We start from the raw sequence: 24,201 nt of genomic DNA, 5'->3' as shown, positions 1-24,201 counted from the left end.
CCTGAGGACACCCCGACCCCTAGTGGAACTGCTTGAGAGCCCTGATCTTGTTCATGACGTCGAGCGCCGCCACCTTGTACGCCTCGGACAGCGTCGGGTAGTTGAAGACGGCGTCGACAAGGTATTCGACGGTCCCGCCGCACCCCATCACCGCTTGACCGATATGCACGAGATCCGTTGCACCCGAGCCGAAGATATGAACACCGAGCAGTTTGAGGTCATCCGTCGACACCAGAATCTTGAGCATTCCGTAGGTGTCACCGCCGATCTGTCCACGCGCGAGTTCACGGTATCGGGAAACCCCGACTTCGTACGGCACCGACTCCTTGGTCAGATCCACTTCGGTGGCGCCGACGTACGACACCTCGGGAATCGAGTAGATGCCGATCGGCTGCAGATCCATCAGCTTCGCGCCGGGTTCGTCGAATGCATGGTAGGCCGCGAGTCGACCCTGATCCATCGACGTCGCCGCCAATGCCGGGAATCCGATGACGTCACCGACGGCGTAGATGTGTTCGACCTTGGTGCGGAAATTGTCGTCGACGTAGATACGCCCGCGTTCGTCTGCCTCCAGCCCGGCGTTCTCCAGCGCCAGTGGCGCCGTGAGACCTTGACGTCCAGCCGAGTACATCACGGTCTCGGCGGGAATCTGCTTGCCGCTGCGCAGCGTCGTGAGCGTTCCGTTCGCTCCGACGTCGACGGCCGTCACTTCCTCACCGAATCGGAAGGTGACCGCCAGGTCGCGCAGATGGAACCGCAGCGATTCGATGACCTCGGGGTCACAGAAGTCCAACATCGACGTTCTCTTCTCGACGACGGTGACCTTGGTGCCGAGCGCCGCGAACATCGACGCGTACTCGATACCGATCACTCCCGCACCCACCACGACCATGGTGGTCGGGATGGAGGTCAGATCGAGGATTCCGTCGGAGTCGAGCACCCGGTGACTGTCGAAGGACACACCGGACGGACGGGCAGGCAATGTTCCGGTCGCGATCACGACGAATTTCGCAGTGATCGTCATCTTGTCTCCGCGCGAGGCGTCCTCGACGAGGATGGTGTGCTCGTCGACGAACGAGCCGACCCCTACCAACAATTCGACACGGTTGCGCAAGAGCTGAGATCGCACGACTTCGATCTCTTTGGTGATGACATGCTGGGTTCGCGCCAGCAGGTCGGCCGGAGTGATGTTCTCCTTGACACGGTAACTCGCACCGTACAGTTCACGCTGGTTCATCCCGGTGAGGTAGAGAACCGCCTCGCGCAGTGTTTTCGACGGAATGGTGCCGGTGTTGACGCACACTCCCCCGAGCATGTTGCCTTTCTCGACCATCGCCACCCGTTTACCCAGCTTGGCGGCCGCGATGGCAGCCTTCTGCCCACCCGGGCCGGAGCCGATCACAACCAGGTCGTATTCCATCGGATCAGTCATCGCTTACAGATACCGTCTGCATACGACCGGCAGATGCCGAGCATGTCAATACTCGGTGAACAATCCGCGGCACCGAGTGCGCACGCCGGACCTACACGAACCGTGTTGCAATAGAAAGAGATACATCAGAATCTCTACGAAACTTACTACACACAAACATATTCCACTATTTGCATATTCGAATGTGTCGCAATCTCACAGCTTTTGAAGCAGGTTGATGAAATTTGTTTCACCACAGAGTGATTGATCGATAAACTGACAGCTGACCAGGGGCTGTAAACCGGATGTCCAGTATTCGAATTGTCCGAAATAACGAGCGGAATGTTCCTCGTCACATCCCGGACCGAAGCAGTTGCGCGCAGCCTCGGGTCGCGTTCTACTTGCCTTGACTAATCATCTGTCACTCTCGGTTACAAACATCCGCCCCGTCCACGATCCCCACCTTTCGCCATCTCGAGAGATCAGGTTTCCCAATGGAATTCACGGAACTTGCCGACTATCCCTTACCGCCTGGGACCGTCACCGAGTGGACTCCCGCTGCGGTGAATCCGCCCGAGCATTGGCCTGTCGACCAGCGTCCCGCCAGCTACATTCACGAAGCACACTTGAAACATGCCGAACAGATGAAACAGCAGGTGCACCATCAGATCGACGGATGCACTCCCTCCTGGTTGGGTACCTCGTTTCGCATCCACGATCGACTCGACCGAAGGATCTGGGCGGCTGCACTCGATCATTGGATCGATCGCCACGAAGTGCTGCGGACACACGTCGCCACAGAGGGCGAAGCGATAGTCCGACGCACCGCGGGGCCCGGAGAGGTCCGGATTCTGGGCACCGAAGTCGGACACCTGGCGTCCTCGATGTCCGTCTTCACGCACCTGCAGCGACTGCTCGACCGGTCGACCGATCCACTCGTCTGGCCTGCGTATCAATTCGCGACGATTGAAAGTCCCAATCATTTCACTGTGGTTTTCGCCGCTGATCATGCTCTGCTGGACGGATATTCGGTTGCGCTGACCGCGCATGAACTGCAGACGATCTACCGATCGTTGAGCGAGGGAAGCCCTACCTCGCCGCCGGAGACCGGGAGCTACATCGACTTCGGCACCACGGAACGAGATCTCGTGGAACACGCGGACTGCTCCCACCCTGCGGTGCAGACGTGGCGTGAGTTCTACACGCACGGTGAGGCTCCGCTCTTTCCGGCGTTACCCGAACCGGTCACCGGACGCCGAGTTCCTCAGCAAAGCCTGTCCGCCTGGCTTCTGAGCGCCCGGGGAGCCGAACGCCTGGCAGAAGCGAGCAAGCGCAGCAACCAAGGTTTCCTTGCCGCGATACTCGCGTGCGCGGCCAAAGTGACGGGCGATCTCACCGGTGCAGACGAATTCCGCGTCGTCGTGCCGCAACACACCCGTTCGGAGCTTCGATGGGCTGCATCCCTGGGATGGTTCATCGGTGTTGTGCCGGTGAGGATTCCGATTGCCCCCGCCGCTACCGTGAGCGATCTGGCCCAGGCTGCCGGCGCGGCGGTACGACGCGTCCGACCCGCAGCGGCCTTGCCGTATTCGAAAGTGTGTGAGCTGATCGACTGCCCGCAGCACCTGCCGTTCGTGCTCTCCTACATGGACGTTCGTCACGTTCCCGGTGCCGAGCAGTGGACGAGCTGGCAGACCAGAGGCCTTCGTAGTCGCGATCATTCGGGAACCGACGTCTACATCTGGCTGACGCGGACGCCGGAAGGGCTCAATCTGGCCATACGCCACCCGGGCAACGCGCGCACGAGCCGCCACATCCATCAGTTCGCCGGGTTGCTACGCCGTGAGATGGAGGACTTTGCCTTCCTGACCGAAACATCCGCAGCGTCGACTGACACCACTGCACCGATCAACCCCGCTGCAACGATCGAGGAGAACTCTCATGGAAATGACACCGATCGATCTCTGGGCACCGAAAGCCGGGACGCTCACCGAGTTCAGGCCTACTGAGCAATCCCTGGCGGCGGCTTCCGGGGCACCGCGGAGCGATCAACCACTCTCGTTCCTCCAAGAGGGACACATTCGTACCGCCGACCACAAGCGCTCACAAGGCGTCGACTGGTCACCGTGGATCGGATTCACCTTCACTCTGCCCGGTGATCTCGATCGGGAGGCACTGCGGCGGGCAGTGCAGGCTTTTGTCCTGCGGCACAACACACTGCACAGTTGGTTCGAGGTCAGACCATCCGAAGATCCCGCTGGTAGTGGGGTCATCGACCGTCGGGTGGTGGATGCGTCGACGATCGAGCTCACGCCACACAGCGTCGGTCCCCTGAACACGACAGATGCGGTTCGTGAGCATGTGAGCAGAAGTTTCGCCGGCGATACCAGCCCACTGCAGTGGCCCTCGTTCATCAGTGGCGCCGTCGAACATGGCACGGGCGCCGGCTTCACCATCTACTACGGCGTCGATCACTCGCATACTGACGGCCTGTCGCTGATGCTGGGCGTCGAAGAACTTCGTGCCCTGTACGTCGCCGAGAGCGCCGACATCGACGATCAACTTCCCTCTCCTGGAAGTTATGTCGAGTACAGCGGCGAAGAACGGGCAGCAGCGGGGAACCTCGACCTGGCCGCAGCGCCTGTGCAGCAGTGGATTTCGATTCTCGCCGCCAATGCCGGACAACTCCCGACGTTCCCCCTCGACCTCGGCGTGGCGCGGGGCGAGCAGACCCGGTCGACGCGCACACATATCGACGTTCTCGACAGCGACGAGTCGGCCGCGTTCGCAGCGCTGTGCAAGGCCAACGGCGTCGGCTTCTCCACGGGGATATTCGCCGCCCTCGCCCTCACCGAGATCGAGGTCGCGAACAGAGCGAACTACTTCGCGCTCAACGCAGTCGGTACTCGCTCCGATCCGAGATACCGCTATTCTCAAGGCTGGTTCATCAATCTCGTCCCGGTCTCGTTCACGCTGAGCGGTGTCACGAGCTTCACCGATGCACTCCCCCTTGCCCACGCTGCTCGCGCCGCAGTGAAGGGACTTGCAGACGTGTCCATCCATTCGGTGATTGCCGAGGTGTCGAAGTTGACCGGATCCGACATCGGCGGAACGTCGGTCCCGCCGATGGTGTCGTACATCGACATGCGCCTGATTCCCGGTGCCGAGCACCACGACGAACTCGAAGCGCGTGCACTGGGTGGACCTGGAACGACGGGTGATCTGTCGATGTGGATCAACAGGAAGGAAGACCGTACGTATGTGATGGTCAGTTTTCCCGACACCGAGCAGGCACACACATCGGTGGATCGATACCTTCGACATCTCCGCAACGTCCTGAGAACGGTCGCTGATGCCGGCGACTACCGGGTCGTTCGTCAGGCGGATGCGCGTCAGGAAGTGGAGACCGCCTGATGCACATCACCTTTCTCGACAGGTTCGAGGCACGGCCGGGCCGCATCCTGCAGTGGACGCCGAGCGAAATCTCCACCGGATCGACGTATCCGGTTCCTCCGACCTCCAATCAGCAGCTGCACCTTGCCGGCAGCCGCGGCGATACGACCTGGCTCGCTGCCACTTTCGACGTTCCCGGCCCCATCGACACGGACGCACTCAAGGCCAGCTTCGAGGAATGGACGTCCCGTCACGACGCCCTGTCGTGCTCGTTCTCCCAGGCCGAAGAACCGGGCGAATCCTCGGCACTGTTCGTCGACGTCGCCGACGTCGGCGATCTGCGCCTGCGTGAGGAAAGAGTGGCTGACGCACGAACACCTGAACAGGTGCGAGAACTCTTGGGCGAGCGCTTGGATCGATGGTGCAATCCTTTTGCGTTTCCCGCGTACTTTCTCGGTGCCATCACCCGCGAGGACCAGTCAACAGTGATCTGCGGATTCGACCATGCCATCTGCGACGGTTGGTCCATGAGCATCGCAATTACCGAGATCAGCACTCTGTATCGCGAATACACGCAGGCGGACCGTGTTCCGATCGCGTCGGATCTCCTGCCGGAGCCCGGGAGTTTCCTCAACTACTGCTTCCGTGAATCGGCAACCGCGGATCCAGAGCCCGGCGACCACCGCATTGCGGGTTGGCGGTCCTTCCTCCGATCATGCGGGGGTGACACTCCACATTTTCCCGTAGATCTGGGACTGCCCGCCGGGACCATGTCACCTCAGGGCACAGACACCCGGATGCTCCTCGACGCCGGCGAAGCAAAGCTGTTCGACCAGAACTGCGCCGATCATCGACACTCGTCGTTCGGCGCGATTCTCGCGTCGATCGGTTTGGCCACAACACAATTGACCGGCAAGAGGGACACACACCTACTGTTCCCGGTCCACACCCGTCGGGAACCGCGACACAACCACACCTTCGGATGGCTGGTAGCCAATGCGCCCATCACCGTGACGAGCATGGACAATCTTCACAGCACTGCTCGGGCAGTCAATCTCGCTTTCCACGAGTCACTTTCACTGTCGTCCGTGTCTTCGAGACAAGTCTTGCAGAGCTTGGGGCCCGAGGTTTCGCCCAGTCGCAGAGACATCTTCTCGGTGTCCTACGCCGACTACCGAAGCATGCCTGGTGGATCGCGCCCCCGTACATCACAGTCCAGCGAATCGCCGCCTGGGCCGATCAATCCGCAGCAACTCAGTCGCGTATCGAGCGCAGACGACGTTCAGTTCTGGTTCTCACGCACTCACGACGGATTGGCAGTGCGCACCAGGTTTCCGGCACCTGCGGCCCGGACAGTGCATACCTTCCTCGAGTGCGTCTCCGAGATTCTGTCGACGCCGTAGACGGACTGCCGATCATCCGAAGGTCTATTTGACACCTCTTTGTTGTGCACAACTTAACTGTGCGCTACAGTTGTTCTCGTGACCAACCCACTCGCCCTCGAACGCCAGGTCTGCTTCGCCCTCTATTCGGCGTCGCGGGCTACTACGGCCGCGTACCGAGCAATGCTCGACGACCTGGGGATCACGTACCCCCAGTACCTCGTCCTGCTGACACTCTGGGAACGAGACGGCCGCGGCGTGCGAGAGATCTGTGAGGCGCTCGATCTCGATACCGGAACTCTGTCGCCGCTGCTCAAGCGGCTCGAGGGCCTGGGATTCATCGAACGCCGACGCCTCACCACCGACGAGCGTCGCGTCGAGATCCACCTGACCGAGTCGGGTTCCGCCTTGCGCAGCAAGGCCGAGGACATCCCGGCCAAGCTCGCAGGCGCCACTGGTCTGAGTAACGACGAACTCACCGAGCTCCGAGACGTTCTCACTCGTCTCGGCGAGTCACTTCAAGCATCCAATGCCCACTCCGACGGAAAGAAGAAGTCATGAACATCGTCTACACCGCAGAAGCACTTGCCACCGGCGAAGGCCGCAACGGTCACGCTCGCACCTCGGATGGCCGCCTCGATCTCGGTCTCGCCATTCCCAAGGAAATGGGTGGCAGCGGCGAAGGCACCAACCCTGAGCAGCTCTTTGCCGCCGGGTACGCAGCCTGCTTCCACTCCGCACTGCAGATGGTCGCCCGCGCCGAGAAGGCCAACGTGGCCGATTCCGCAGTCGGCGCGCGAGTCGGCATCGGCCCTAACGGTGCAGGTGGTTTCGGACTCGCTGTGACGCTGGAAGTTTCTCTCCCCCATCTGCCCCACGATCAGGCCGTCGAGCTGACGGAGAAGGCGCACCAGGTGTGCCCGTACTCCAACGCGACTCGCGGCAACATCGAGGTCACCCTCGAAGTAAGTAAGGACGACGAATGAGCACCACCACTACTGTCAGCCGAGAAATCCATCTCGCTTCACGCCCCAACGGTTGGCCTACCCAGGAGAATTTTTCCACCGTAGAGGTAGAACTCCCCGAACTCGAAGACGGCCAGATCCTGGTCCGCAACATCGCCATCTCCGTCGACCCGTACATGCGCGGCCGGATGAACGACGTGAAGTCCTACCTTCCGCCGTTCCAGGTCGGTGCAGCGCTCGACGGTGGTGCTGTCGGCGAGGTCGTCGAATCCAAGTCGGCTGATCGCGCCGTGGGCGACGTCGTCGTCCACGGCCTCGGATGGCGTGAATACGCCATCCTCGACGGATCCGCAGTGACTCCGGCCGACACGTCCATCGCGCCGGCGACGGCTTACCTGGGCGCCCTCGGCATGACCGGTCTCACCGCGTATGCCGGCCTCACCGCGGTTGCAGAGTTCAAGGAAGGCGACACCGTATTCGTCTCCGGCGCAGCAGGTGCCGTCGGATCGCTCGTCGGTCAGATCGCCAAGTTGCTCGGTGCGAAGCGAGTTATCGGTAGCGCCGGTTCGCCGGCGAAGGTCGCCCGACTGCTGGAGCTCGGATTCGACGCGGCATTCGACTACCACGACGGCCCGATCACCGAACTGCTTGCCGCTGCTGCCCCTGACGGCATCGACGTGTACTTCGACAACGTCGGTGGCGAACATCTGGAAGCCGCCATCGATGCCATGAACCAGGGCGGCCGGATTGCCCTGTGCGGAGCCATCGCTCAGTACAACACCACCGACAAGCCCACCGCGCCCCACAACCTGGCACTGGTGATCGGCAAGCAGCTCACCCTGCGCGGATTCCTCGTGGGCGGCTACCGTCACCTCGGCGGCGAATTCCGCACCCATATGGCAGCGTGGCTCGCCGACAACAAGATTCAGTGGGACGAGACCATCGTCGAGGGCCTGGAGAATGCACCGCAAGCGTTCATCGACCTGATGCGCGGTGCGAACACCGGCAAGATGGTTGTCACGCTGTAACCGAACAGTCTGCACCTGAAACAGATTTGACTGTGGCCGCGAACTTCTCGGAGTTCGCGGCCACAGTCGTATCCGAATCAGATGCCGAACGACACCCCGGTCAACTTCTCCGACCGAGTCCACAAGCCCGCGGCGGTCCTCGAGTCGTGTGACTTCTTGTTCGACCCCACGACCTTCGGATATCCGCGCTGCTCGAACGGACCATCCGGTCCGATGTAACTGCCGCCGAAGGCATCCGGCGCGGTTGCCGCCCATAGTTCGGGAAGCGCACCCATCTCCGCGGACTGCGCGAAGATCTGATTGCCGATTCCCATCAGCTTGTCCTGGATCGACTCGGTGTGCCCTTGCAGGTTCGTCGACGCATATCCCGGATGCGAAGCGAGCGCCTTGAGCGGAGATCCCGAAGCCGCGAGCCTGCGCTGAAGTTCGTACGTGAACAACAGATTGGCAAGCTTGGACTGCCCGTAGGCCAGCCAGCGGTTGTACTTCCGACGCTCGAAATTGAGATCGTCCAGATCGACGGTCCCGAGCTGATGCAAAGCACTGGACATCGTCACGACTCGGTCGGTGAGCTTGTCTTTCAGCAATCCGGTCAACGCGAAGTGTCCGAGATGGTTTGTGCCGATCTGCATTTCGAATCCGTCGACGGTCCGGCGGAACGGAACCGCCATCACGCCGGCGTTGTTCACCAGGACGTCGACCTTCTCCGTTGCGTCGGCAAAGGCTCGTACCGACGACAGATCCGAGAGGTCCAACTCGCGGACAACCGCGTTGGACCCGATCTCGGCGGCTACGGAGTCGGCCTTCGTGGTGTCGCGACAGGCGAGGACGACGTCGGCCCCGGCTTTGCCCAGCGCTCGTGCGACTACCTCACCCAGTCCGCTGTTCGCCCCCGTGACGACAAATGTGCGGCCGGTCTGATCGACTACGTCTTCTGCGGTCCATTTGGTCATGCATTCCAGCGTACGTGCCTTACCCGCCGGTAGGGAGGGCCGATTTTTCGGTCATCGCTTGCGCTTGGCCCGGATCGGCTTTGCTCCTGGCACCGGTGGGGCGCCCGCTCCACGTGCCGGGGGCGTGGCCACTGCGGGCGTCGGCGACAGTTCGGCTTTCTTCTGCTCCGCCGCGATGCGTCCGTACACAAAATGCTGTTGCCCCAGCGTCCAGCAGTTGTTGCTCACGAAGTAGAGCAGGATCGCGACGGGCGCAAAAGCGCCGAAGACAATCACACCGACCGGAAATACCCACAGAGCAAGTTTGTTCATGATTGCCGTTTGAGGATTGACGGTTCCGGTATCCACTTGACGCGCGATGGACGCCCGCGACGTGAAATGTGTAGCGACGGCGGCAAAAATCATCAGCGGTACGGCAACCAGAATGATGGAGATCCGGCTGACGTCGCCGAACACTTCCAGCTGCGCTGCCGGACTCGAAATCATGGCGGACAACGGCGCGCCGAACAGTTTGGCGTCGAGAAACGACTGCACGTCCGAGGCGCTGAAGAAGTAGTTGGCCGTGTTCGCGTTGTCCGCCACCGACATCGGTTCGGTCGGGCTCAGAAATGGGACGTGGGATGCTGCTCCGGTTCGATTGAATGATCGCAGGACGTGGTAGAGACCAATGAACACCGGCGCCTGGACGAGCATCGGCAGGCATCCGAGTAGCGGACTGTAGTTGTGTTCCTTCTGCAGCTTTGCCATCTCGACAGTAAGTTTCTGCCGGTCACCCGAATACTTCTTCTGCAACGCCTTTATCTGAGGTTGCAGCTTCTGCATCACCAGTTGGGTGCGGACCTGCTTGACGAAGGGTTTGAACAGCAAGGCCTTGAGTGTGAAGACCAGAAATACGACCGACAACGCCCACACGACGCCGTTGTCGGGTGATCCGGAGATCAGTGAGAATACTTTGTGCCAGAACCAGAGGATTCCGGACACGGGGTAGTAGACAAAATCGAGCATGACGAATGAACCTCACCGAGAGGCACGCTCAGGCAATCGAGAGCGCGGAATGGTCGTGGACGCAAGACGTCTGACCGACCTACGACGAGTTCACCCCCGCCGACGGCCGATCTACAGACCGATTCCGGGTGCTCGAGGTTGCGGACGGCCAGGCGCGTCCGGGCTGCTCTGCCTGCGGAAAGCGCCACGCAGGCAGCGTTCGTCATCCGACGGGCCGGCGGCCGAAACCGCGCGCAGTTGGAGAAGTTCGTACTTCGAGGAGGTTGCGAGTGCAGCGACCACGAAGACGGCGATCGCAGTTCCCAGCACCGCGGCGCTACCCGAGGAACCAAGCGGAGGTACTGCGAGAAGGGCGACGAACGGCAACAGAAGCAGCAACAGTGATCGCGTCACTGTCCCCGTACTCCGCTGTTGCATGACTGCGAGAGTACAGAACGACCACCGGATCCAGCTAGACGCTTTCCTCGCGGACATGTCCGCGTAGCCATCTATGAGCAGGATCGTGATCGAGCCGACCGTGCCGCCGTCGCAGTCCGACCGCAGCCAACGCGTCGTCGATCGGTCCGTGGGTCCGGCCACGTCTGGATGTCGAAACGTGTGGGTGCTCGCACACCCTGATCGCCGGCAGCCTGGTCACTGCGCAATCCGCATGGTCGAACAAGATGCGAGAGACGGAAACAGAACTGGCGCATTGACATCTCGACCGGCCAGTTCTTCCGTCAGCACCTGGCCGAACAACTCCGCATCGTCGATCAGCCAATTGTGATTACCGCGAACCTCACGGACCCCGGGATCATGCAAAGCAGCGCAGACAGCATCAAAGCTCGCGCGCGGAATGACACGATCACCGGCGCCCCACAACACGACAACCGGCATCGCGCGGACTGCAATCTCTTCGAGCGCATCGATGAGATCGGCAGTCCGCGCGAGGTTGCCCGTTCGCCACACCGCACCGACGTTGCGAAGCGCGTTGAACGCGAACTCGTCGAGTGGAAACTGTGTGATTCTGTGAGTGTGTGCCGTCTCGGCCGCTTCGACCATCGCCGACCCACACCAGTTCCACCACGGCCGTTCACGAATCGAGCGCTCCCGGCCGCCGCTACTCGACCAGATTCCGCCACCGACCGCGTTCACCAGAACCAAGCGCGAGACTCGGGTGGGGAAATCCCGCGCCACCACTGTCGCCACACCGCCGCCGAACGAATGCCCGACGACGGTCACCGGGCCGGCAACGCCGGCCGCGTCCAGAAACCGCGTCACCCACGCGGCATAACCTTCGAAGGTGCGATCGGCTCGGTCGAGCTCGGCCGTGCCACCAAGGCCTGGAAGCGCAGGCGCGATCACCCGGTATCCCCGGTGAACAACAGCAGCAAGGGCAGATCGATAAGCACGAGGCGACAACCCCCACCCGTGCAGAAAGACCACTGTCTCGCCGTATCCGCCGACGCCGAAGTCGACAGGTCGAGAATCGACCACGGCTGTGCGCCACTCGATGAATTCATCGGTTCGGCGTGCGTCGACGGTCATGTCAAATCCCAGTTCAGGTGTGGTTTTTCCTCGGATGAAGTATCGAACTCGATATTGCCGTGCGCCCTCCGGCGCCGCGACGACCGTGGTACCTACATCGGTACCTACTTCTTCCTTCCGGCGTCACATTTCGCGGAATGCCGCGAAGTGCTGCCACTCGAAAAACAGGTATGCACCCCGTCCAACTGACCGGCGCGAACGCGTCGATGCGAAACCAGGCTGTGTGTCACAAGCCGAAGCCCGATCACGCCCAGCTGAATACCTGCTTCGGGACGCATCGACACGAAGGCAACACGAGAAATGTCGCACCATCGATTCACCAACCCCCGCACGACGAAGAACACACTCGGGAGGGTCATCGTCATCGGCGCTCTGTCATTGACGACCCTCGCCGTGAGTATCGACACCGCAAACGCTCAGGCACCCTTGCTTCCGGACTGGAACATCGCCGGAGTTTCTGCGGTCACGAATCCGGAGAAAGTGTCAGCTTTCGCTTCCTCGGATGGAGGCCGCGCCTTGGCAGCCGCAGAGTCCAAGATCGGCGCCCCGTACGTCTGGGGCGCGACCGGACCGGACTCGTTCGACTGCTCCGGCCTCGTTCAGTGGGCCTATGCACAAGCGGGCGTTTCGATTCCGCGAACTACCTACGACCAGGCGGTCGGCGGATCTCCGGTTTCCCGGGACGACCTCCAGCCGGGTGACGTGGTCCTGTACTACGGCGGGGAACATGTGGGGATCTATGCCGGAGGCGGTCAAGTAGTTCACGCCCCGACGTCTGGGGAGTCGGTCAAACGCGCGCCCGTGGACTCGATGCCGTACTACCTCGCCCGACGTTACTGACATGTATCACGTAAGCCTGATGAAACATCTTGTATCGCAGCGCTATTCGGGACATTCGTCGCGATCCGAATGCTTGACACTCCCCCATTGCGCGGAATGTGATGCCATCCTCTCCCCCGCAAGCGCCGTCTGCACCAGGTGTCGCGGGGCCCGGTTGGACGTAACGCGGTGTTGCGGAGACGGCACTGTCGTGTCCTGGCGAACGGTTCGCGGCGATCCCGCGACTGTCCTCGCCATCGTCGAATTGGACGAGGGCCCGTGGTTGTACACGTTGCTCACGGAATCTCCGCGTGTAGATGCGTCGGGTCCGCTGCGAGTGTCGTTTCAACGGAGGGAAGTGGGTAAGCGATACCCGGTGTTCTGCCTGTGCTGCGACGACCGGGGAAAACTGCGATCGGACTTCAGTTCCGGTCTGTTGAACCATTGACATCGCGCGAGTCACGCTCCGGCGCAGTCGACACCACCCACGCCGCGATCTGCGCTCTGGAGGTGAAGCCCAATTTCGTCAGCACATGCTCCACATGCCCCTGAGCCGTGCGTACCGAAATGACGAGGCTCTCTGCGATAGCGCGATTCGTGAACCCCTGAGCAACCAGTTCCGCAACTTGCTGCTCACGACGAGTAAGTCGAATCACGTCGATCGACGATGCAGCTTCGGCGGTGCGATGCTCGTCGAGCGCGTATGCCACAGCTTCGCCCTCGGTCATCCCCGTTCCCCGGTGAAAATTCTTGTCGAAAGTACTTTCACCCAAAGCCTTTCGAACAACCTCCATGGCGTTCTCACGGAAACGCGACAATCCCGGGAATCCGGTGAGCGGTTGCCCGATCTTCTGCCAGTACATCGCTGCGGCGCCGAGCAGAATCGCTGCTTGCTTCCAATCACGTTGTGCTGTCGCGGTCCACGCCAACGGTTCGATGCACCACGCCGCATTCATCGAAGATTTGTCAGTCTGCAAACTGCGCGTCAAATACTCACTCGCGCGCTCGAAGTCGCCGCGAAGCCAAGCGATGAGTCCGATAAACCCCAACGCGTGTGCCTGATATGTGACTTCGTGCAGTGGCTCGGTGATCTCGATGCACTCGTCGAAACACTGTACCGACCGCTCCAGTTCACCGGCAAGGATGTATGCAAGACCGAGGGTGTCCAAACTGATGACGACGTATTGCAGATTTTCGTCGAGCCGAAACAACGACACGGCAGTTTCCAATTTCACTGTGGCATTGCTGAATTCTCCTGCGGCCGTGTCGATGTACCCGTCTGCCCAAGCCGCCAGCGCCCGCGAGCGCACATCCCCCAGAGCCTCGGCAAGGCGGTGGCCCTCGTCGATCAATTCGCGCGCGCGAACAACATCGCCCTGCATCGCATGCGCCGCGGCGTCTACGCACAGAACATCCACGCGAAATATGTCAGGCCCAGCGTCTGGGACGCTCAGTGTTCGATCAGCCCAATACCGCAACTGGCCGATCAATCCGTCGGACAACCAGAATCTGTACAACGCGGCGACCATACGAGTCGCAGACCGCGCCTCGCCAGCGGTAGAAATCGAGAATTCCAGCGCGTCGTTCAGATTGTGTTGTTCGCGACCGAGCCTCGCGGCCCATGATTCTTGACCGCAACTGATCCAGTCGGATTCGGCACGGACGACAAGATCTTCAAACCAATTACGCTGTCGGCGAGACAGTTCAAGCTGTTCCCCGGTGGATTCCAGTTTTTCCCGCCCGTACTCCCGGAGCAGGTCGAGGAGATGGTAGCGAACGATACCGTCGATCTCTTCACGAATGAGAATGGATTTCTCGACCAAAGCAGTAATCAGATCAAGCACTTCGTTCGAACCCATATCCTGCCCGCACACACCTTCGGCGGCGTCGAGGTCGAACCCACCCGAAAACACCGACAACCTCCCCCACAACTGTTGTTCGGATGGTGAGCAGAGGTCGTAACTCCAATCGATCGACAATCGCAGCGTCTGTTGACGACTCGGAACGTCACGTCCACCCGTTGTCAGAAGTCGGTATCGATCCGAGAGCCTGTTCATGATCTGCTCGGCAGACATACCACGCAGGCGAGCTGCCGCCAGTTCGATCGGTAGCGGCAAGCCGTCCAGATCGTGGCAGATACGGGCAACGGTATTCCGGTTCTCTTCGCTCAGTACGAACCCCGGCACCACTGTTGCGGCTCGTTCCGCGAACAACAGAATGGACTCGTACCGGGCCAGTCCGTCGAAAGCGCTCGGCCCCCGAAGTTCCGGAGTCGTGAGGGAGGGAACCCGCATCGTGACCTCGCCACCGACCCCCAGCGATTCGCGGCTGGTCGCCAAAATCTTCACGCCGGCACACCGGCGTAAGACGGTCGCGGCAAACCTGGCAACCGAATCCACCAAGTGCTCACAGTTGTCGAGCACCACCAGCAGGCTCCGATCGCTGCAATAGTCGATCAGTGCTTGCAGTGCGCCAGACGAGGAAACCGGCCGCACACCCAAAGTCGCGGCGATGTGGTCTTCGAGCAGATCCGCATCCGAGAGCTCACCCAGTTCGACCAACCACGCACCGTCTCGGAACACCCGTTGCAACGCTCCCGCAAGTCGGATCGCAAGCCGTGTCTTGCCCACGCCACCGATCCCGGTCAGTGTCAACAAACGGGACGACTCGAACAATCTTCTGGCATCGGCCAACTCACGCCGTCGACCGACAAAACTCGTCAGTTCCAACGGCAAGTTGCCGACTACTCGCTGATCGGCATCTGAGCGCACAGCCGGTGCCATGGACCGTCTCGCTTTCTGCGATTCCGCTACGAATCAACGCTACCCCCGCGAACTGCACCCGGAGAAGCACTCACCTCTGCCCGCGTTCTCAGCCTCGGGAGTCGGTCTCCTGCGCGGTCGAGACGAACCACGCCGCGATCTGTGATCTGGAAGTGAATCCCAGTTTTGTCAGCACGTGCTCCACATGCCCCTGAGCCGTGCGCAGCGAGATGACCAAGTGCTCCGCGATTGCACGGTTGGTCAGTCCCTGAGCCACCAATTCGGCGACCTGCTGTTCACGACGGGTCAAGTGAGGTGCGTCGATCGGCGATGCAGCCGGTGCGCTACGACGCTCGTCGAGCGCATAAGCCACAGCTTCACCTTCGGCCATCTCGAATCCTCTGCGAAATTCCCTCTCGAAAGCATTATCACCCAATGCCTTTCGAGCAGAACTTGCAGCGCTGTCGTGATGGGCTGACAAACTCGAAAGCCCGCTCAGTCGACCCCCGACCCGCTGCCAGAACATCGCTGCGGCACCGAGCAGAACTGCTGCATGCTTCCAATCACGTTGCGCTGCCGCAACCCAAGCCATCGGTTCGACACACCATGCGGAGTTCAACGAGGCGTCGGTGGTCCGCAGACTTCGCGTCAAATGGTCACGAGTGCGCGCGAGGTCGCCCCGAAGCCAATCCACAAGCCCGAGGTTGGCTAACGTCGACGCCTGATACATCACTTCGTGCAGCGGTGCGGTGATCGCGAGGGACTCGTCGAAGCACTCCACAGAACGCTCCAGAGCACCGGTGAAGATGTACGCGAGCCCGAGGGTGCCCAACCCGATCACCTCGTGCTGCAGATTCTCAGCTGATCGGAACAGCGTTACGGCAAGTTCCAACTTCTCGGTGGCAGTGTCGAATTCGCCATTGAACGCGTCGACATATCCGTCAGCCCATCCGGCCAGGCCTCGCGAGCGCACGTCTCCGATGACCTCGGCAAGGCGCCAACTCTCGTCGACCTGTCCGCGTGCGCGAACGAGATCACCCTGCATGCCGTGTGCCACAGCATCGATGCACAGAATTTCCAGGCGATACATGTCCGACTCTCCATCGGAGGCGCTCAGGGTCCGATCCACCCAGCGCCTCGCCGAACCGATCCGCCCACCGTTGAGCCAGAATCGGTACAACGCCGCGACCATTCGTGTCGCAGACCGTGCCTGACCCGGCGTCGAAATCGAGAACTCCAGCGCTTCGTACACGTTACGCTGCTCACGACTCAGCCACTCGATCCACCTCGCCTGCGCGCTGCTGATCCATTCGGAATCAGCCTGTACAACAAGGGATTCGAACCAATCACGATGCCTTCGACGTAGATCGGAATACTCACCGGCGGACTCCAACTTTTCATGTCCGTACTCCCGGAGAAGATCGAGGAGGTGGTAGCGAACATCCCCGTTGGTTTCCTCACGAATGAGGATGGACTTCTCGACCAACGCGGTGACGAGATCGAGCACTTCGGTCGAATTCATATCCTGTCCACACACGCCCTCGGCGGCGTCGAGGTCGAACCCACCCGAAAACACCGACAACCTCCCCCACAACTGTTGTTCGAATGACGAGCAGAGGTCGTAACTCCAATCGATCGACAATCGCAGCGTCTGTTGACGACTCGGAACGTCGCGTCCACCCGTTGTCAGAAGTCGGTATCGATCCGAGAGCCTGTTCATGATCTGCTCGGCAGACATACCACGCAGGCGAGCTGCCGCCAGTTCGATCGGTAACGGCAAGCCGTCCAGATCGTGGCAGATACGGGCTACAGCAAGCTTGTTCCCATCCGTGAGGACAAAGCCTGGAACTACCGTGGCCGCACGCTCGGTGAACAGTGACACGGATTCGTATCGAGCCAGCCCCTCGGGCACTCCCGAGTCATACTGCAGCGGGGTGCTGAGGGAGGGAACCCGCATCGTCGCTTCACCACCCACACCCAACGACTCGCGGCTCGTCGCGAGGATCTTCACACCGGCACATCGACGCAAAATCGCCCCGGTGAACAGCGCAACTGCATCGACCAGATGTTCACAGTTGTCGAGCACCAAGAGCAAACTCCGATCGGCGCAGTAGTCGATCAATGCCTGCAGCGGGTCCGGCGACGAGACTGACCGGACACCAAGGGTCACGGCGACATAATCTTCGAGGAGATCAGGATCTGTCTGCTCCCCCAGTTCCACCAACCAGGCACCATCTCGAAACACCCGTTGCAACGCTCCCGCAAGTGGGATCGCGAGCCGTGTCTTGCCGACGCCACCGATCCCGGTCAGTGTCAACAAACGGGACGTCTCGAACAATCTCCTGGCGTCGGCCAACTCGCGCCGGCGACCGACAAAACTTGTCAGCTCCAAGGGCAAGTTACCGACAACTCGCTGGTCGGCTTCTGAGCGCACAGCGGATGCCATCGACCGACTCGCTTTCTGCCATACCACTACACAACAACGCTACGCCCACGATCGGCCTCCTGAGCAGCACTCACTTTCGCTTGTGATCGGATCACTCATGTTCCCCTTCGAGTGCGCGATTCACGACGGCCACACCGGTGTCACGCGGGCGAAACAACGTATTTCTACGCTGGCAATACACGAAGGGAGAGCGACATGCCGCCGCGCCGTAGATCGGTACTGCTGACGCAACTGGTAATCGATGCTCCCGGTAGTCCACAACAAGCGATTCTCGACGAACTGCGGCGAGTGATTCTGTCCGGTTCGGCGCCTCCGGGTACCCCGATTCCTCTGGGCGAGGTGGCTGATGTGTTCGGTGTCAGCCGAATACCAGTGCGCGAATCGCTGAAAACCCTGGTCGGAGAATCTTTGGTCGACCACCGACATCAATTCGGCTACACCGTTGCTCAGTTGACGCCGGCGGAATTGCGAGAGATGTACATCGTCCGCGAAACTCTGGAATCAGCTGCGTTGGCCGTCGCGGTCGAGCAGGCAACCGAGGAGGATCACGAACACGCCGTCGAGGTGAACTCCCGTCTGGAGATCGCATTGCGCTACGACGACTCTCAGTCCTATCACTGCGAGAGCCGAAACTTTCACCTCGCGCTGACTCGACCTTCGCACATGCTTCGACTTCTGCACATGTTCGAAGCTGCCTGGAACATCACCGAACCGGTTCAGCCGATGGTCCATGTTGCCGGCATCGATCGCCAGGTTCTGCACTCGGATCACACCGCGATGCTGGACGCATTCCTGCACCGGGACGCAGCCGCCCTTCTGAGTGCGTCCGAAATCCATCATCGCCGACTCAATACCGTGATCGCGACTCTGCCCACAAACACCGGTCTACTGTCCGAAAAAGATATACCGATCGCGCAATAACTGTGCAACACAGCGTCGATACCTTTCCCTCGACACGGTTTTCATCACTGACGCTGAGAGCTTGTGCTCTGTCCGCTGATTTCCTGCACTGATGCACAGGAGCTGTCATGACCGACATTCTTCCCTCTCGAACGACCTCTACACCTACTCCCGCAATGGAAACCGGCCCAGGTGACCTGGTCGAAGCTGCGGGTCACCCGGTCGGCAGCGGACTGATCAAGCCCGGCTACGACCCACGATTGACCAATGAGGATCTGGCGCCGCTTCGCAAGCAGACCTGGTCGTCGTACAATATCTTCGCCTTCTGGATGTCCGACGTACACAGCGTCGGTGGATATGTCACCGCCGGTAGCCTTTTCGCACTGGGGTTGGCCAGCTGGCAAGTACTCGTCGCTTTGCTGCTCGGTATCACGATCGTCTACTTCTTCTGCAATCTCGTCGCCAAACCGAGCCAGGCCACAGGCGTGCCGTATCCGGTGATCTGCCGCAGCGTGTTCGGAGTTCTCGGCGCGAACATCCCGGCAATAATCCGTGGCCTGATTGCCGTGGCTTGGTACGGGATTCAAACCTTCCTCGCTTCGGCAGCGCTCGATGTAGTACTGATCAAACTCTTTCCGTCACTCGCGCCCTATGCCGTCGTCGAAGACTACGGATTCGCCGGACTCTCCGCTCTCGGGTGGGGAAGTTTCATGCTGCTGTGGGTATTGCAGGCCTGCGTGTTCTGGCGAGGCATGGAGTCGATCCGTCGGTTCATCGACTTCTGCGGGCCGGCAGTGTATGTCGTGATGTTCATGCTGTGCGGCTACCTCATCTACCAGGCAGGCTGGAGCGCAATCGATCTCACGCTCGGCGACGTCAAGTACTCAGGGTTCGACGCCGTCCCCGTCATGCTCGGTGCTGTCGCTCTGGTTGTCTCGTACTTCTCCGGACCGATGCTCAACTTCGGCGACTTCTCCCGCTACGGGAAGTCGTTCGCTGCAGTCAAGAAGGGCAACTTCCTCGGTTTGCCGGTCAACTTCCTCGTGTTCTCGGTGCTGGTTGTCGTCACGGCATCGTTGACACTGCCGGTGTACGGCGAACTGATCACCGATCCAGTTGCAACCGTGGCACGAATCGACAGCACCTTCGCCATCGTCCTCGGCGCACTCACCTTCACCATCGCCACGATCGGCATCAACATCGTCGCCAACTTCATCTCCCCTGCCTTCGACTTCTCCAACGTCAGCCCACAGAAGATCAGCTGGCGTGCCGGCGGAATGATCGCAGCGATCGGCTCGATCCTCATCACCCCGTGGAACCTCTACAACAATCCGGACGTCATCCACTACACGCTCGAAACCCTTGGAGCGTTCATCGGTCCGCTGTTCGGAATCCTGATCGCCGACTACTACCTCGTGCGCAAGCAGAAGGTGATCGTGGACGAACTGTTCAGCATGTCACCTACCGGAACCTACTGGTACAGCAAGGGATACAACCCGGCCGCAGTGATCGCAACCATCGTGGGAGCAGTCGTCGCGATGGTCCCGGTGCTGGCCAAAGATCTCACCGGGATGTACACGGCAGCACAGTACAGCTGGTTCATCGGTTGCGGACTCGGATTTGCCGTCTACTACTTGCTCGCCACGCGTACCCCCCTGGCTGTCCGTAATGCTTCCTCCGCGGAAACCGCGACGGTCGACTGAACGTCATGAGAATCAAGGTGATCAACCCCAACACCACGTGGGCCATGACCGCCAAGATCGAGGAATGTGCCCGAGCCGTCGCCGGTCCGGGCACATTCGTCGAGGCTGTCAGCCCTGTCATGGGACCCGCGTCGATCGAAAGCCACTACGACGAAGCTCTCAGCGTCCCAGGGATTCTCGCCGAGGTCGCGTCCGGCGAGAAGGACGGTGTCGACGGATACGTCATCGCCTGCTTCGGGGATCCAGGTCTGGACGCAGCCCGCGAACTGGCCAGGGGTCCAGTGGTTGCGATCGCCGAGGCGGCGATGAACTACGCAGGCTTTCTGGGCCGTGGCTTCAGCGTTGTGACCACCCTCGGCCGAACCCGTGGCCGCGCTGCCGACCTGGTGGACCGTTACGGGATGCAGGCCCGCTGCCGGGGTATCCACTCCTGCGAGATTCCGGTTCTCGAACTCGATCGTGATCCCGATGCGCGAAAAGTGATCCTGGAAGCCTGCTTCGACGCATTGGAACGAGACGACTCGGACGTCCTCGTTCTGGGTTGTGCAGGTATGGCGGACCTCTGCCAGGAACTGTCTGCCGAACTGGGGGTGCCGGTAGTGGACGGCGTTGCCGCTGCCGTCACGATGGTTCAATCCTTGATCACGCTTGGTTTGTCGACCAGTACGCGCGGTGAGTTCTCGCGGCCACTTCCCAAGAACTACGCCGGCACCTTGGCGCCGTTCTCGTTGTGAACCCGCCCGAGCGACAATCGAGCGATGATCATTGCCAGGGCGAGGGCAGCGAACAAGACTCCGGCCCAGACCAATTGCCGTGTTCCGAGATGCGAGAGAAACAGGCCGCCTGTCGCTGTTCCGAGCGTGATCCCCAGATTGGAGAACGAAATGAACAGGCTGTTACCGAACTCAGGTGCATCAACCGAATCTCGTCCCATCCAACTCTGCGAAACGACCAGTCCACCGGAATGCACCATGCCCCACACCAACACGGCAACAGTCATCGCGGCAAAGTACGGCCCCACCAGATAGATCACGACGTACACGACGATGTAGAGCAACGGGAAAGCCACCACCGTTCGCACCACATTCTTTCCGAGCATCGCGCCGAAAACGAAGTTCCCGAAGATCATCACGACACCGAAAGCCAAGAGCATCGCGCTGATCCACGATCCGCTCATTCCGGTCACCCCGCCGAGATATTCGGCGAAGTATCCGTACACCGAGAACATGGCTGCGAAGACGAACGTGACGGAAAGAATGGTCAACCACACGCGGGGCCGTCGAAGTATTCCGACCTGCGCGCCGTAGGAAATGCGTTGTGTCACCGGGGTCGAGGGCAGAAGTGTCAGAATTCCGAAAAACGCGAGGACATTGACCACGGCGCCGAAAACGAAAGCTGTCGACACCGTGAAATTCTCGGCCAGATACGACGTCAACGGCACACCGAACGCAAATCCGACGGTGACACCGGCAAACACCTTCGTGACCGCAGTAGTTGCCTCCTCTGGTGGCACCAGACGAACCGCACTCGCGAGCGCGAGAGCGAAGAAGACCGGATGAACGACGGCGGGGATGATCCGGAAAGCAAACATCACCTCGAAACTCGACGTTGTCGCATACACCAGATTGGAAACCGCGAAGACTGCAATCGCCACCAGCAGAACGGTTTTCCTGTTGATTCCCGAAGTGAAAAGCGTCGTGAACGGACCGGTCACCGCCACGACGAGCGCAAACACACCGACCAACCATCCTGCATCGGACGCGGTGATGCCGAACTTGTCGCTGACCTGGGGCAGAACTCCGATAATCCCCATTTCGGTGGTGATGATTCCGAATACGCCCAATGCCAGAACGGGAATCAATAATTTCGACTTCACAACACACTCCTCTTACTGCGCCACACGGGACGCGAAGCAGATATATATCTAGATATGTAGATATGATGGGGCGCACATCGTCGCGAAAAAACCGACTGTCACAGTTCTTCGCGAACGAATTCCCTGAACTCGGCAATCACGGCTTCATTCCGCCGGTAGTACGTCCACTTCCCGATACGTTCGGACTCGAGCAGGCCCACATCCTTCATGCCCTGCAGATACCCCGAGATCACCGACTGCGCGAGCCCCGATCGCGACGCAATGTCACCGACACAGACTCCGATGTGAAAACCGAGATCCTGTTGCGTGTACGAGTCTTCGTCGAAGTACTTCGCCGGATGCGCCAGCCACTCCATGATCTGCAGGCGAGTCTGGTTCGACAGGGACTTGAAGATCGCCAAAGCATCCATCGATCACACCTCACCCTTCACCGACCGGAACGCATCTACTTTTATAGATACGACCGGCTAAGTCAAGCCTGCACGGCACGAGAAAGGTTGTGCATCACATTTCTACGCGTGAAGTGAGCTGTGCCACTTCGTTTTCAGCGACCTGCGTAAACATACACCCCGACTTTCTATCTGTGACGACTTGTTTATAGTTATCGCCAACAACGAATTGTCGGAACTTTCCGGTTCACCTCAGAACGTCCGTGGGTGAACACAATTCGCTCAACATCAGCCGTACCCGGCTTGTCATTCGGGAGTCGAACCATGAGCACACCACATCAGTTCGGGCTCGATCTCCGATGGTGATGTCGAGGCTCGCCAAATGGCAGCTGGTCGCTCTCGTCGCCGTCGCGCTACTCGGGTTGATCTACGTCGGTGCGAAATATGTACGGCTGGACAATCTTCTGGGATTCGGCCAGTACACGGTCAAGACCGAACTGGCGACGTCCGGCGGCATCTTCACCAATGCCGAAGTGACCTACCGCGGTGTACCCGTCGGACGCGTCGGCGACATGTCCCTCACGTCCGAGGGAATCGAAGTCGACCTGTTGATCGACAGCAGTGCTCCCCAGATCCCCGCATCAGCGCGAGCCGTCGTGGCCAATCGCTCTGCCATCGGCGAGCAGTACGTCGACCTGCAGCCCGATACCGACCAGGGTCCGTTCCTCGACGACGGCTCGGTGATCGCCGTGGGCGACACCACCACGCCGATCCCGATCGAGAACGTCTTGACCAGCGCCGACGGTTTGGTGCGGTCCGTTCCCGTCGACGCACTGCATACCGTCGCGAAGGAACTCGGCGCGGCATTCAACGGCAAAGGCGAAGATCTGCAGGTACTTGCCGACTCGCTGTCGGGGATTTCCCAGTCGGGCCTCGATACCCTTCCCCAGACCCTCGGACTGATCCGCGACAGCCAGACGGTGCTCACGACCCAGTCCGATCAATCGTCGGCGATCAAGCAGTTCAGCACCGACCTCGACGCACTGACCGCGCAGTTGCGCACCAGCGACCCCGACATCCGACGCGTGATCGACAACGGCATACCGGCCAGCGACCAAGTCGGCGCACTCGTCACCGAAGCCGGCCCCGCACTCACCACCAACCTCTCCAACCTCTCCGCCGTTGCAGCTGCGACTGCACCGACATTGCCTTCCCTGCAGCCATTCCTACTCTTTCTCCCTGCGCTCGCCGGGGCGGCGCCCACCGTTGCGCCGGGAGACGGGACTGTTCATCTGGGCTTGGTACTCGAGACCAACAACCCACTCTCGTGCACTGTCGGCTACGAAGGAACCATGGCGATTCTCGACGAGATGAAGCGCAAAGACCCGAACTTCGACGACACCACGCAGAACTTCCCGTTGAACACTGCCGCCAACTGCCAGGCGCCTCAGGGCAGCCAAACGGGAGTTCGTAGCGCCAACCGCATCGCCTTCGCCGACCCGAACACCTCGCAACCGTGGGACAGCAAGCCCAAGGTGGACCCGGACAGGCTCAACCTGAACCCAACTGCCACTCAACTCGCACCGATGCTCGGCGCCACCCCGAAGTAGCCGTAAACAAGTGGCACCGTCAGTGCTCGCCG

General features: G+C 60.5%; 20 protein-coding genes. 11 read left to right on the top strand and 9 right to left on the bottom strand.

The annotated features are described in order from the left end of the window. Positions 1-19: 19 nt before the first annotated feature. Positions 20-1,432, bottom strand: coding sequence for a Si-specific NAD(P)(+) transhydrogenase (gene sthA / locus ACFQ6Y_RS09585; RefSeq protein WP_283302488.1), 1,413 nt, complete (start codon positions 1,430-1,432; stop codon positions 20-22). 473 nt (positions 1,433-1,905) lie between these two features. Here sthA and ACFQ6Y_RS09580 point away from each other — a divergent pair, with 473 nt between their 5' ends. The 6 genes from ACFQ6Y_RS09580 to ACFQ6Y_RS09555 all read left to right on the top strand — a co-directional run bounded on the left by ACFQ6Y_RS09580 (position 1,906) and on the right by ACFQ6Y_RS09555 (position 8,179). Beyond that, the gene (locus tag ACFQ6Y_RS09580; protein WP_378631473.1) at positions 1,906-3,420 is read left to right on the top strand and encodes a condensation domain-containing protein; all 1,515 of its coding nucleotides are present in this window, start codon (positions 1,906-1,908) and stop codon (positions 3,418-3,420) included. Next, entirely contained in the window at positions 3,353-4,825 is a 1,473-nt protein-coding gene (locus tag ACFQ6Y_RS09575) for a condensation domain-containing protein (RefSeq protein ID WP_378631470.1), read from the top strand. The genes ACFQ6Y_RS09580 and ACFQ6Y_RS09575 overlap by 68 nt, the downstream gene beginning before the upstream one ends. Next, positions 4,825-6,207 (top strand): condensation domain-containing protein, encoded by a 1,383-nt coding sequence (locus ACFQ6Y_RS09570; protein WP_378631468.1) that lies wholly within the window; start codon positions 4,825-4,827, stop codon positions 6,205-6,207. Before ACFQ6Y_RS09575 ends, ACFQ6Y_RS09570 begins: the two co-directional genes overlap by 1 nt. A 78-nt stretch (positions 6,208-6,285) precedes the next feature. Then, entirely contained in the window at positions 6,286-6,747 is a 462-nt protein-coding gene (locus ACFQ6Y_RS09565) for a MarR family winged helix-turn-helix transcriptional regulator (RefSeq protein WP_378631465.1), read from the top strand. After that, a complete protein-coding gene (locus tag ACFQ6Y_RS09560) occupies positions 6,744-7,172 on the top strand; it encodes an organic hydroperoxide resistance protein (RefSeq protein WP_003939720.1) in 429 nt (142 codons plus the stop codon). The genes ACFQ6Y_RS09565 and ACFQ6Y_RS09560 overlap by 4 nt, the downstream gene beginning before the upstream one ends. Then, entirely contained in the window at positions 7,169-8,179 is a 1,011-nt protein-coding gene (locus ACFQ6Y_RS09555; RefSeq protein WP_378631463.1) for an NADP-dependent oxidoreductase, read from the top strand. Before ACFQ6Y_RS09560 ends, ACFQ6Y_RS09555 begins: the two co-directional genes overlap by 4 nt. A gap of 77 nt (positions 8,180-8,256) precedes the next feature. Here the strand turns inward: ACFQ6Y_RS09555 and ACFQ6Y_RS09550 are convergent, their stop codons facing one another. The 4 genes from ACFQ6Y_RS09550 to ACFQ6Y_RS09535 form a co-directional block, all read right to left on the bottom strand. Continuing rightward, on the bottom strand, positions 8,257-9,132 hold the full coding sequence (locus tag ACFQ6Y_RS09550; protein WP_378631461.1) for an oxidoreductase: 876 nt from the start codon (positions 9,130-9,132) through the stop codon (positions 8,257-8,259). 51 nt (positions 9,133-9,183) lie between these two features. Continuing rightward, on the bottom strand, positions 9,184-10,137 hold the full coding sequence (yidC, locus tag ACFQ6Y_RS09545) for a membrane protein insertase YidC (RefSeq protein WP_378631459.1): 954 nt from the start codon (positions 10,135-10,137) through the stop codon (positions 9,184-9,186). A 111-nt stretch (positions 10,138-10,248) separates the two neighbouring features. Then, on the bottom strand, positions 10,249-10,530 hold the full coding sequence (locus ACFQ6Y_RS09540; RefSeq protein WP_378532093.1) for a DUF6412 domain-containing protein: 282 nt from the start codon (positions 10,528-10,530) through the stop codon (positions 10,249-10,251). 240 nt (positions 10,531-10,770) lie between these two features. Beyond that, the gene (locus ACFQ6Y_RS09535) at positions 10,771-11,664 is read right to left on the bottom strand and encodes an alpha/beta fold hydrolase (protein WP_378631457.1); all 894 of its coding nucleotides are present in this window, start codon (positions 11,662-11,664) and stop codon (positions 10,771-10,773) included. A gap of 300 nt (positions 11,665-11,964) precedes the next feature. Here ACFQ6Y_RS09535 and ACFQ6Y_RS09530 point away from each other — a divergent pair, with 300 nt between their 5' ends. Continuing rightward, positions 11,965-12,504, top strand: a complete 540-nt coding sequence (locus ACFQ6Y_RS09530) for a C40 family peptidase (protein ID WP_378532089.1) — start codon at positions 11,965-11,967, stop codon at positions 12,502-12,504. A 401-nt stretch (positions 12,505-12,905) separates the two neighbouring features. On the opposite strand, the gene ACFQ6Y_RS09525 is transcribed toward ACFQ6Y_RS09530, so the two are convergent. Together ACFQ6Y_RS09525 and ACFQ6Y_RS09520 are read right to left on the bottom strand one after the other, a co-directional pair. Further along, entirely contained in the window at positions 12,906-15,266 is a 2,361-nt protein-coding gene (locus tag ACFQ6Y_RS09525) for an ATP-binding protein (RefSeq protein WP_378543037.1), read from the bottom strand. 88 nt (positions 15,267-15,354) lie between these two features. After that, positions 15,355-17,691: an ATP-binding protein gene (locus ACFQ6Y_RS09520; protein ID WP_378631455.1), complete on the bottom strand. Its 2,337-nt coding sequence runs from the start codon at positions 17,689-17,691 to the stop codon at positions 15,355-15,357. A gap of 195 nt (positions 17,692-17,886) precedes the next feature. Here ACFQ6Y_RS09520 and ACFQ6Y_RS09515 point away from each other — a divergent pair, with 195 nt between their 5' ends. From ACFQ6Y_RS09515 to ACFQ6Y_RS09505, 3 genes are all read left to right on the top strand, one after another. Continuing rightward, positions 17,887-18,612: a GntR family transcriptional regulator gene (locus ACFQ6Y_RS09515; protein ID WP_378631453.1), complete on the top strand. Its 726-nt coding sequence runs from the start codon at positions 17,887-17,889 to the stop codon at positions 18,610-18,612. Between the two features lie 107 nt (positions 18,613-18,719). After that, positions 18,720-20,294, top strand: coding sequence for an NCS1 family nucleobase:cation symporter-1 (locus ACFQ6Y_RS09510; protein WP_378631451.1), 1,575 nt, complete (start codon positions 18,720-18,722; stop codon positions 20,292-20,294). 5 nt (positions 20,295-20,299) lie between these two features. Next, entirely contained in the window at positions 20,300-21,028 is a 729-nt protein-coding gene (locus ACFQ6Y_RS09505; RefSeq protein WP_378532079.1) for an aspartate/glutamate racemase family protein, read from the top strand. On the opposite strand, the gene ACFQ6Y_RS09500 is transcribed toward ACFQ6Y_RS09505, so the two are convergent. Then, positions 20,995-22,170 (bottom strand): MFS transporter, encoded by a 1,176-nt coding sequence (locus ACFQ6Y_RS09500; RefSeq protein WP_378532076.1) that lies wholly within the window; start codon positions 22,168-22,170, stop codon positions 20,995-20,997. The two genes, ACFQ6Y_RS09505 and ACFQ6Y_RS09500, sit on opposite strands and share 34 nt — an antisense overlap. 98 nt (positions 22,171-22,268) lie before the next feature. After that, the gene (locus tag ACFQ6Y_RS09495) at positions 22,269-22,580 is read right to left on the bottom strand and encodes an ArsR/SmtB family transcription factor (protein WP_378532074.1); all 312 of its coding nucleotides are present in this window, start codon (positions 22,578-22,580) and stop codon (positions 22,269-22,271) included. A 338-nt stretch (positions 22,581-22,918) separates the two neighbouring features. On the opposite strand from ACFQ6Y_RS09495, the gene ACFQ6Y_RS09490 reads away from it, so the two are divergent. Further along, positions 22,919-24,169 (top strand): MCE family protein, encoded by a 1,251-nt coding sequence (locus ACFQ6Y_RS09490; RefSeq protein ID WP_378631449.1) that lies wholly within the window; start codon positions 22,919-22,921, stop codon positions 24,167-24,169. The last annotated feature ends 32 nt before the right edge of the window (positions 24,170-24,201 follow it).

Origin of the sequence: Rhodococcus sp. NPDC056516, assembly GCF_042794655.1 — a bacterium.
In the GTDB taxonomy this organism is placed as follows: Bacteria; Actinomycetota; Actinomycetes; order Mycobacteriales; family Mycobacteriaceae; genus Rhodococcus_F.
The sequence above is the reverse complement of the archived record's forward strand: the minus strand, read 5'-3'. Positions and strand labels throughout refer to the sequence as shown.

What these genes read in the sequence shown, in the direction of transcription:
- ACFQ6Y_RS09555 (WP_378631463.1), top strand. Translation starts at nt 7,169, where the DNA reads ATGAGCACCACCACTACTGTCAGCCGAGAAATCCATCTCGCTTCACGC.
- sthA (WP_283302488.1), bottom strand. Translation starts at nt 1,432, where the DNA reads ATGACTGATCCGATGGAATACGACCTGGTTGTGATCGGCTCCGGCCCG.
- yidC (WP_378631459.1), bottom strand. Translation starts at nt 10,137, where the DNA reads ATGCTCGATTTTGTCTACTACCCCGTGTCCGGAATCCTCTGGTTCTGG.
- ACFQ6Y_RS09550 (WP_378631461.1), bottom strand. Translation starts at nt 9,132, where the DNA reads ATGACCAAATGGACCGCAGAAGACGTAGTCGATCAGACCGGCCGCACA.
- ACFQ6Y_RS09495 (WP_378532074.1), bottom strand. Translation starts at nt 22,580, where the DNA reads ATGGATGCTTTGGCGATCTTCAAGTCCCTGTCGAACCAGACTCGCCTG.
- ACFQ6Y_RS09570 (WP_378631468.1), top strand. Translation starts at nt 4,825, where the DNA reads ATGCACATCACCTTTCTCGACAGGTTCGAGGCACGGCCGGGCCGCATC.
- ACFQ6Y_RS09505 (WP_378532079.1), top strand. Translation starts at nt 20,300, where the DNA reads ATGAGAATCAAGGTGATCAACCCCAACACCACGTGGGCCATGACCGCC.
- ACFQ6Y_RS09580 (WP_378631473.1), top strand. Translation starts at nt 1,906, where the DNA reads ATGGAATTCACGGAACTTGCCGACTATCCCTTACCGCCTGGGACCGTC.
- ACFQ6Y_RS09560 (WP_003939720.1), top strand. Translation starts at nt 6,744, where the DNA reads ATGAACATCGTCTACACCGCAGAAGCACTTGCCACCGGCGAAGGCCGC.
- ACFQ6Y_RS09520 (WP_378631455.1), bottom strand. Translation starts at nt 17,691, where the DNA reads ATGGCATCCGCTGTGCGCTCAGAAGCCGACCAGCGAGTTGTCGGTAAC.
- ACFQ6Y_RS09530 (WP_378532089.1), top strand. Translation starts at nt 11,965, where the DNA reads ATGTCGCACCATCGATTCACCAACCCCCGCACGACGAAGAACACACTC.
- ACFQ6Y_RS09525 (WP_378543037.1), bottom strand. Translation starts at nt 15,266, where the DNA reads ATGGCACCGGCTGTGCGCTCAGATGCCGATCAGCGAGTAGTCGGCAAC.
- ACFQ6Y_RS09575 (WP_378631470.1), top strand. Translation starts at nt 3,353, where the DNA reads ATGGAAATGACACCGATCGATCTCTGGGCACCGAAAGCCGGGACGCTC.
- ACFQ6Y_RS09490 (WP_378631449.1), top strand. Translation starts at nt 22,919, where the DNA reads ATGGTGATGTCGAGGCTCGCCAAATGGCAGCTGGTCGCTCTCGTCGCC.
- ACFQ6Y_RS09535 (WP_378631457.1), bottom strand. Translation starts at nt 11,664, where the DNA reads ATGACCGTCGACGCACGCCGAACCGATGAATTCATCGAGTGGCGCACA.
- ACFQ6Y_RS09515 (WP_378631453.1), top strand. Translation starts at nt 17,887, where the DNA reads ATGCCGCCGCGCCGTAGATCGGTACTGCTGACGCAACTGGTAATCGAT.
- ACFQ6Y_RS09510 (WP_378631451.1), top strand. Translation starts at nt 18,720, where the DNA reads ATGACCGACATTCTTCCCTCTCGAACGACCTCTACACCTACTCCCGCA.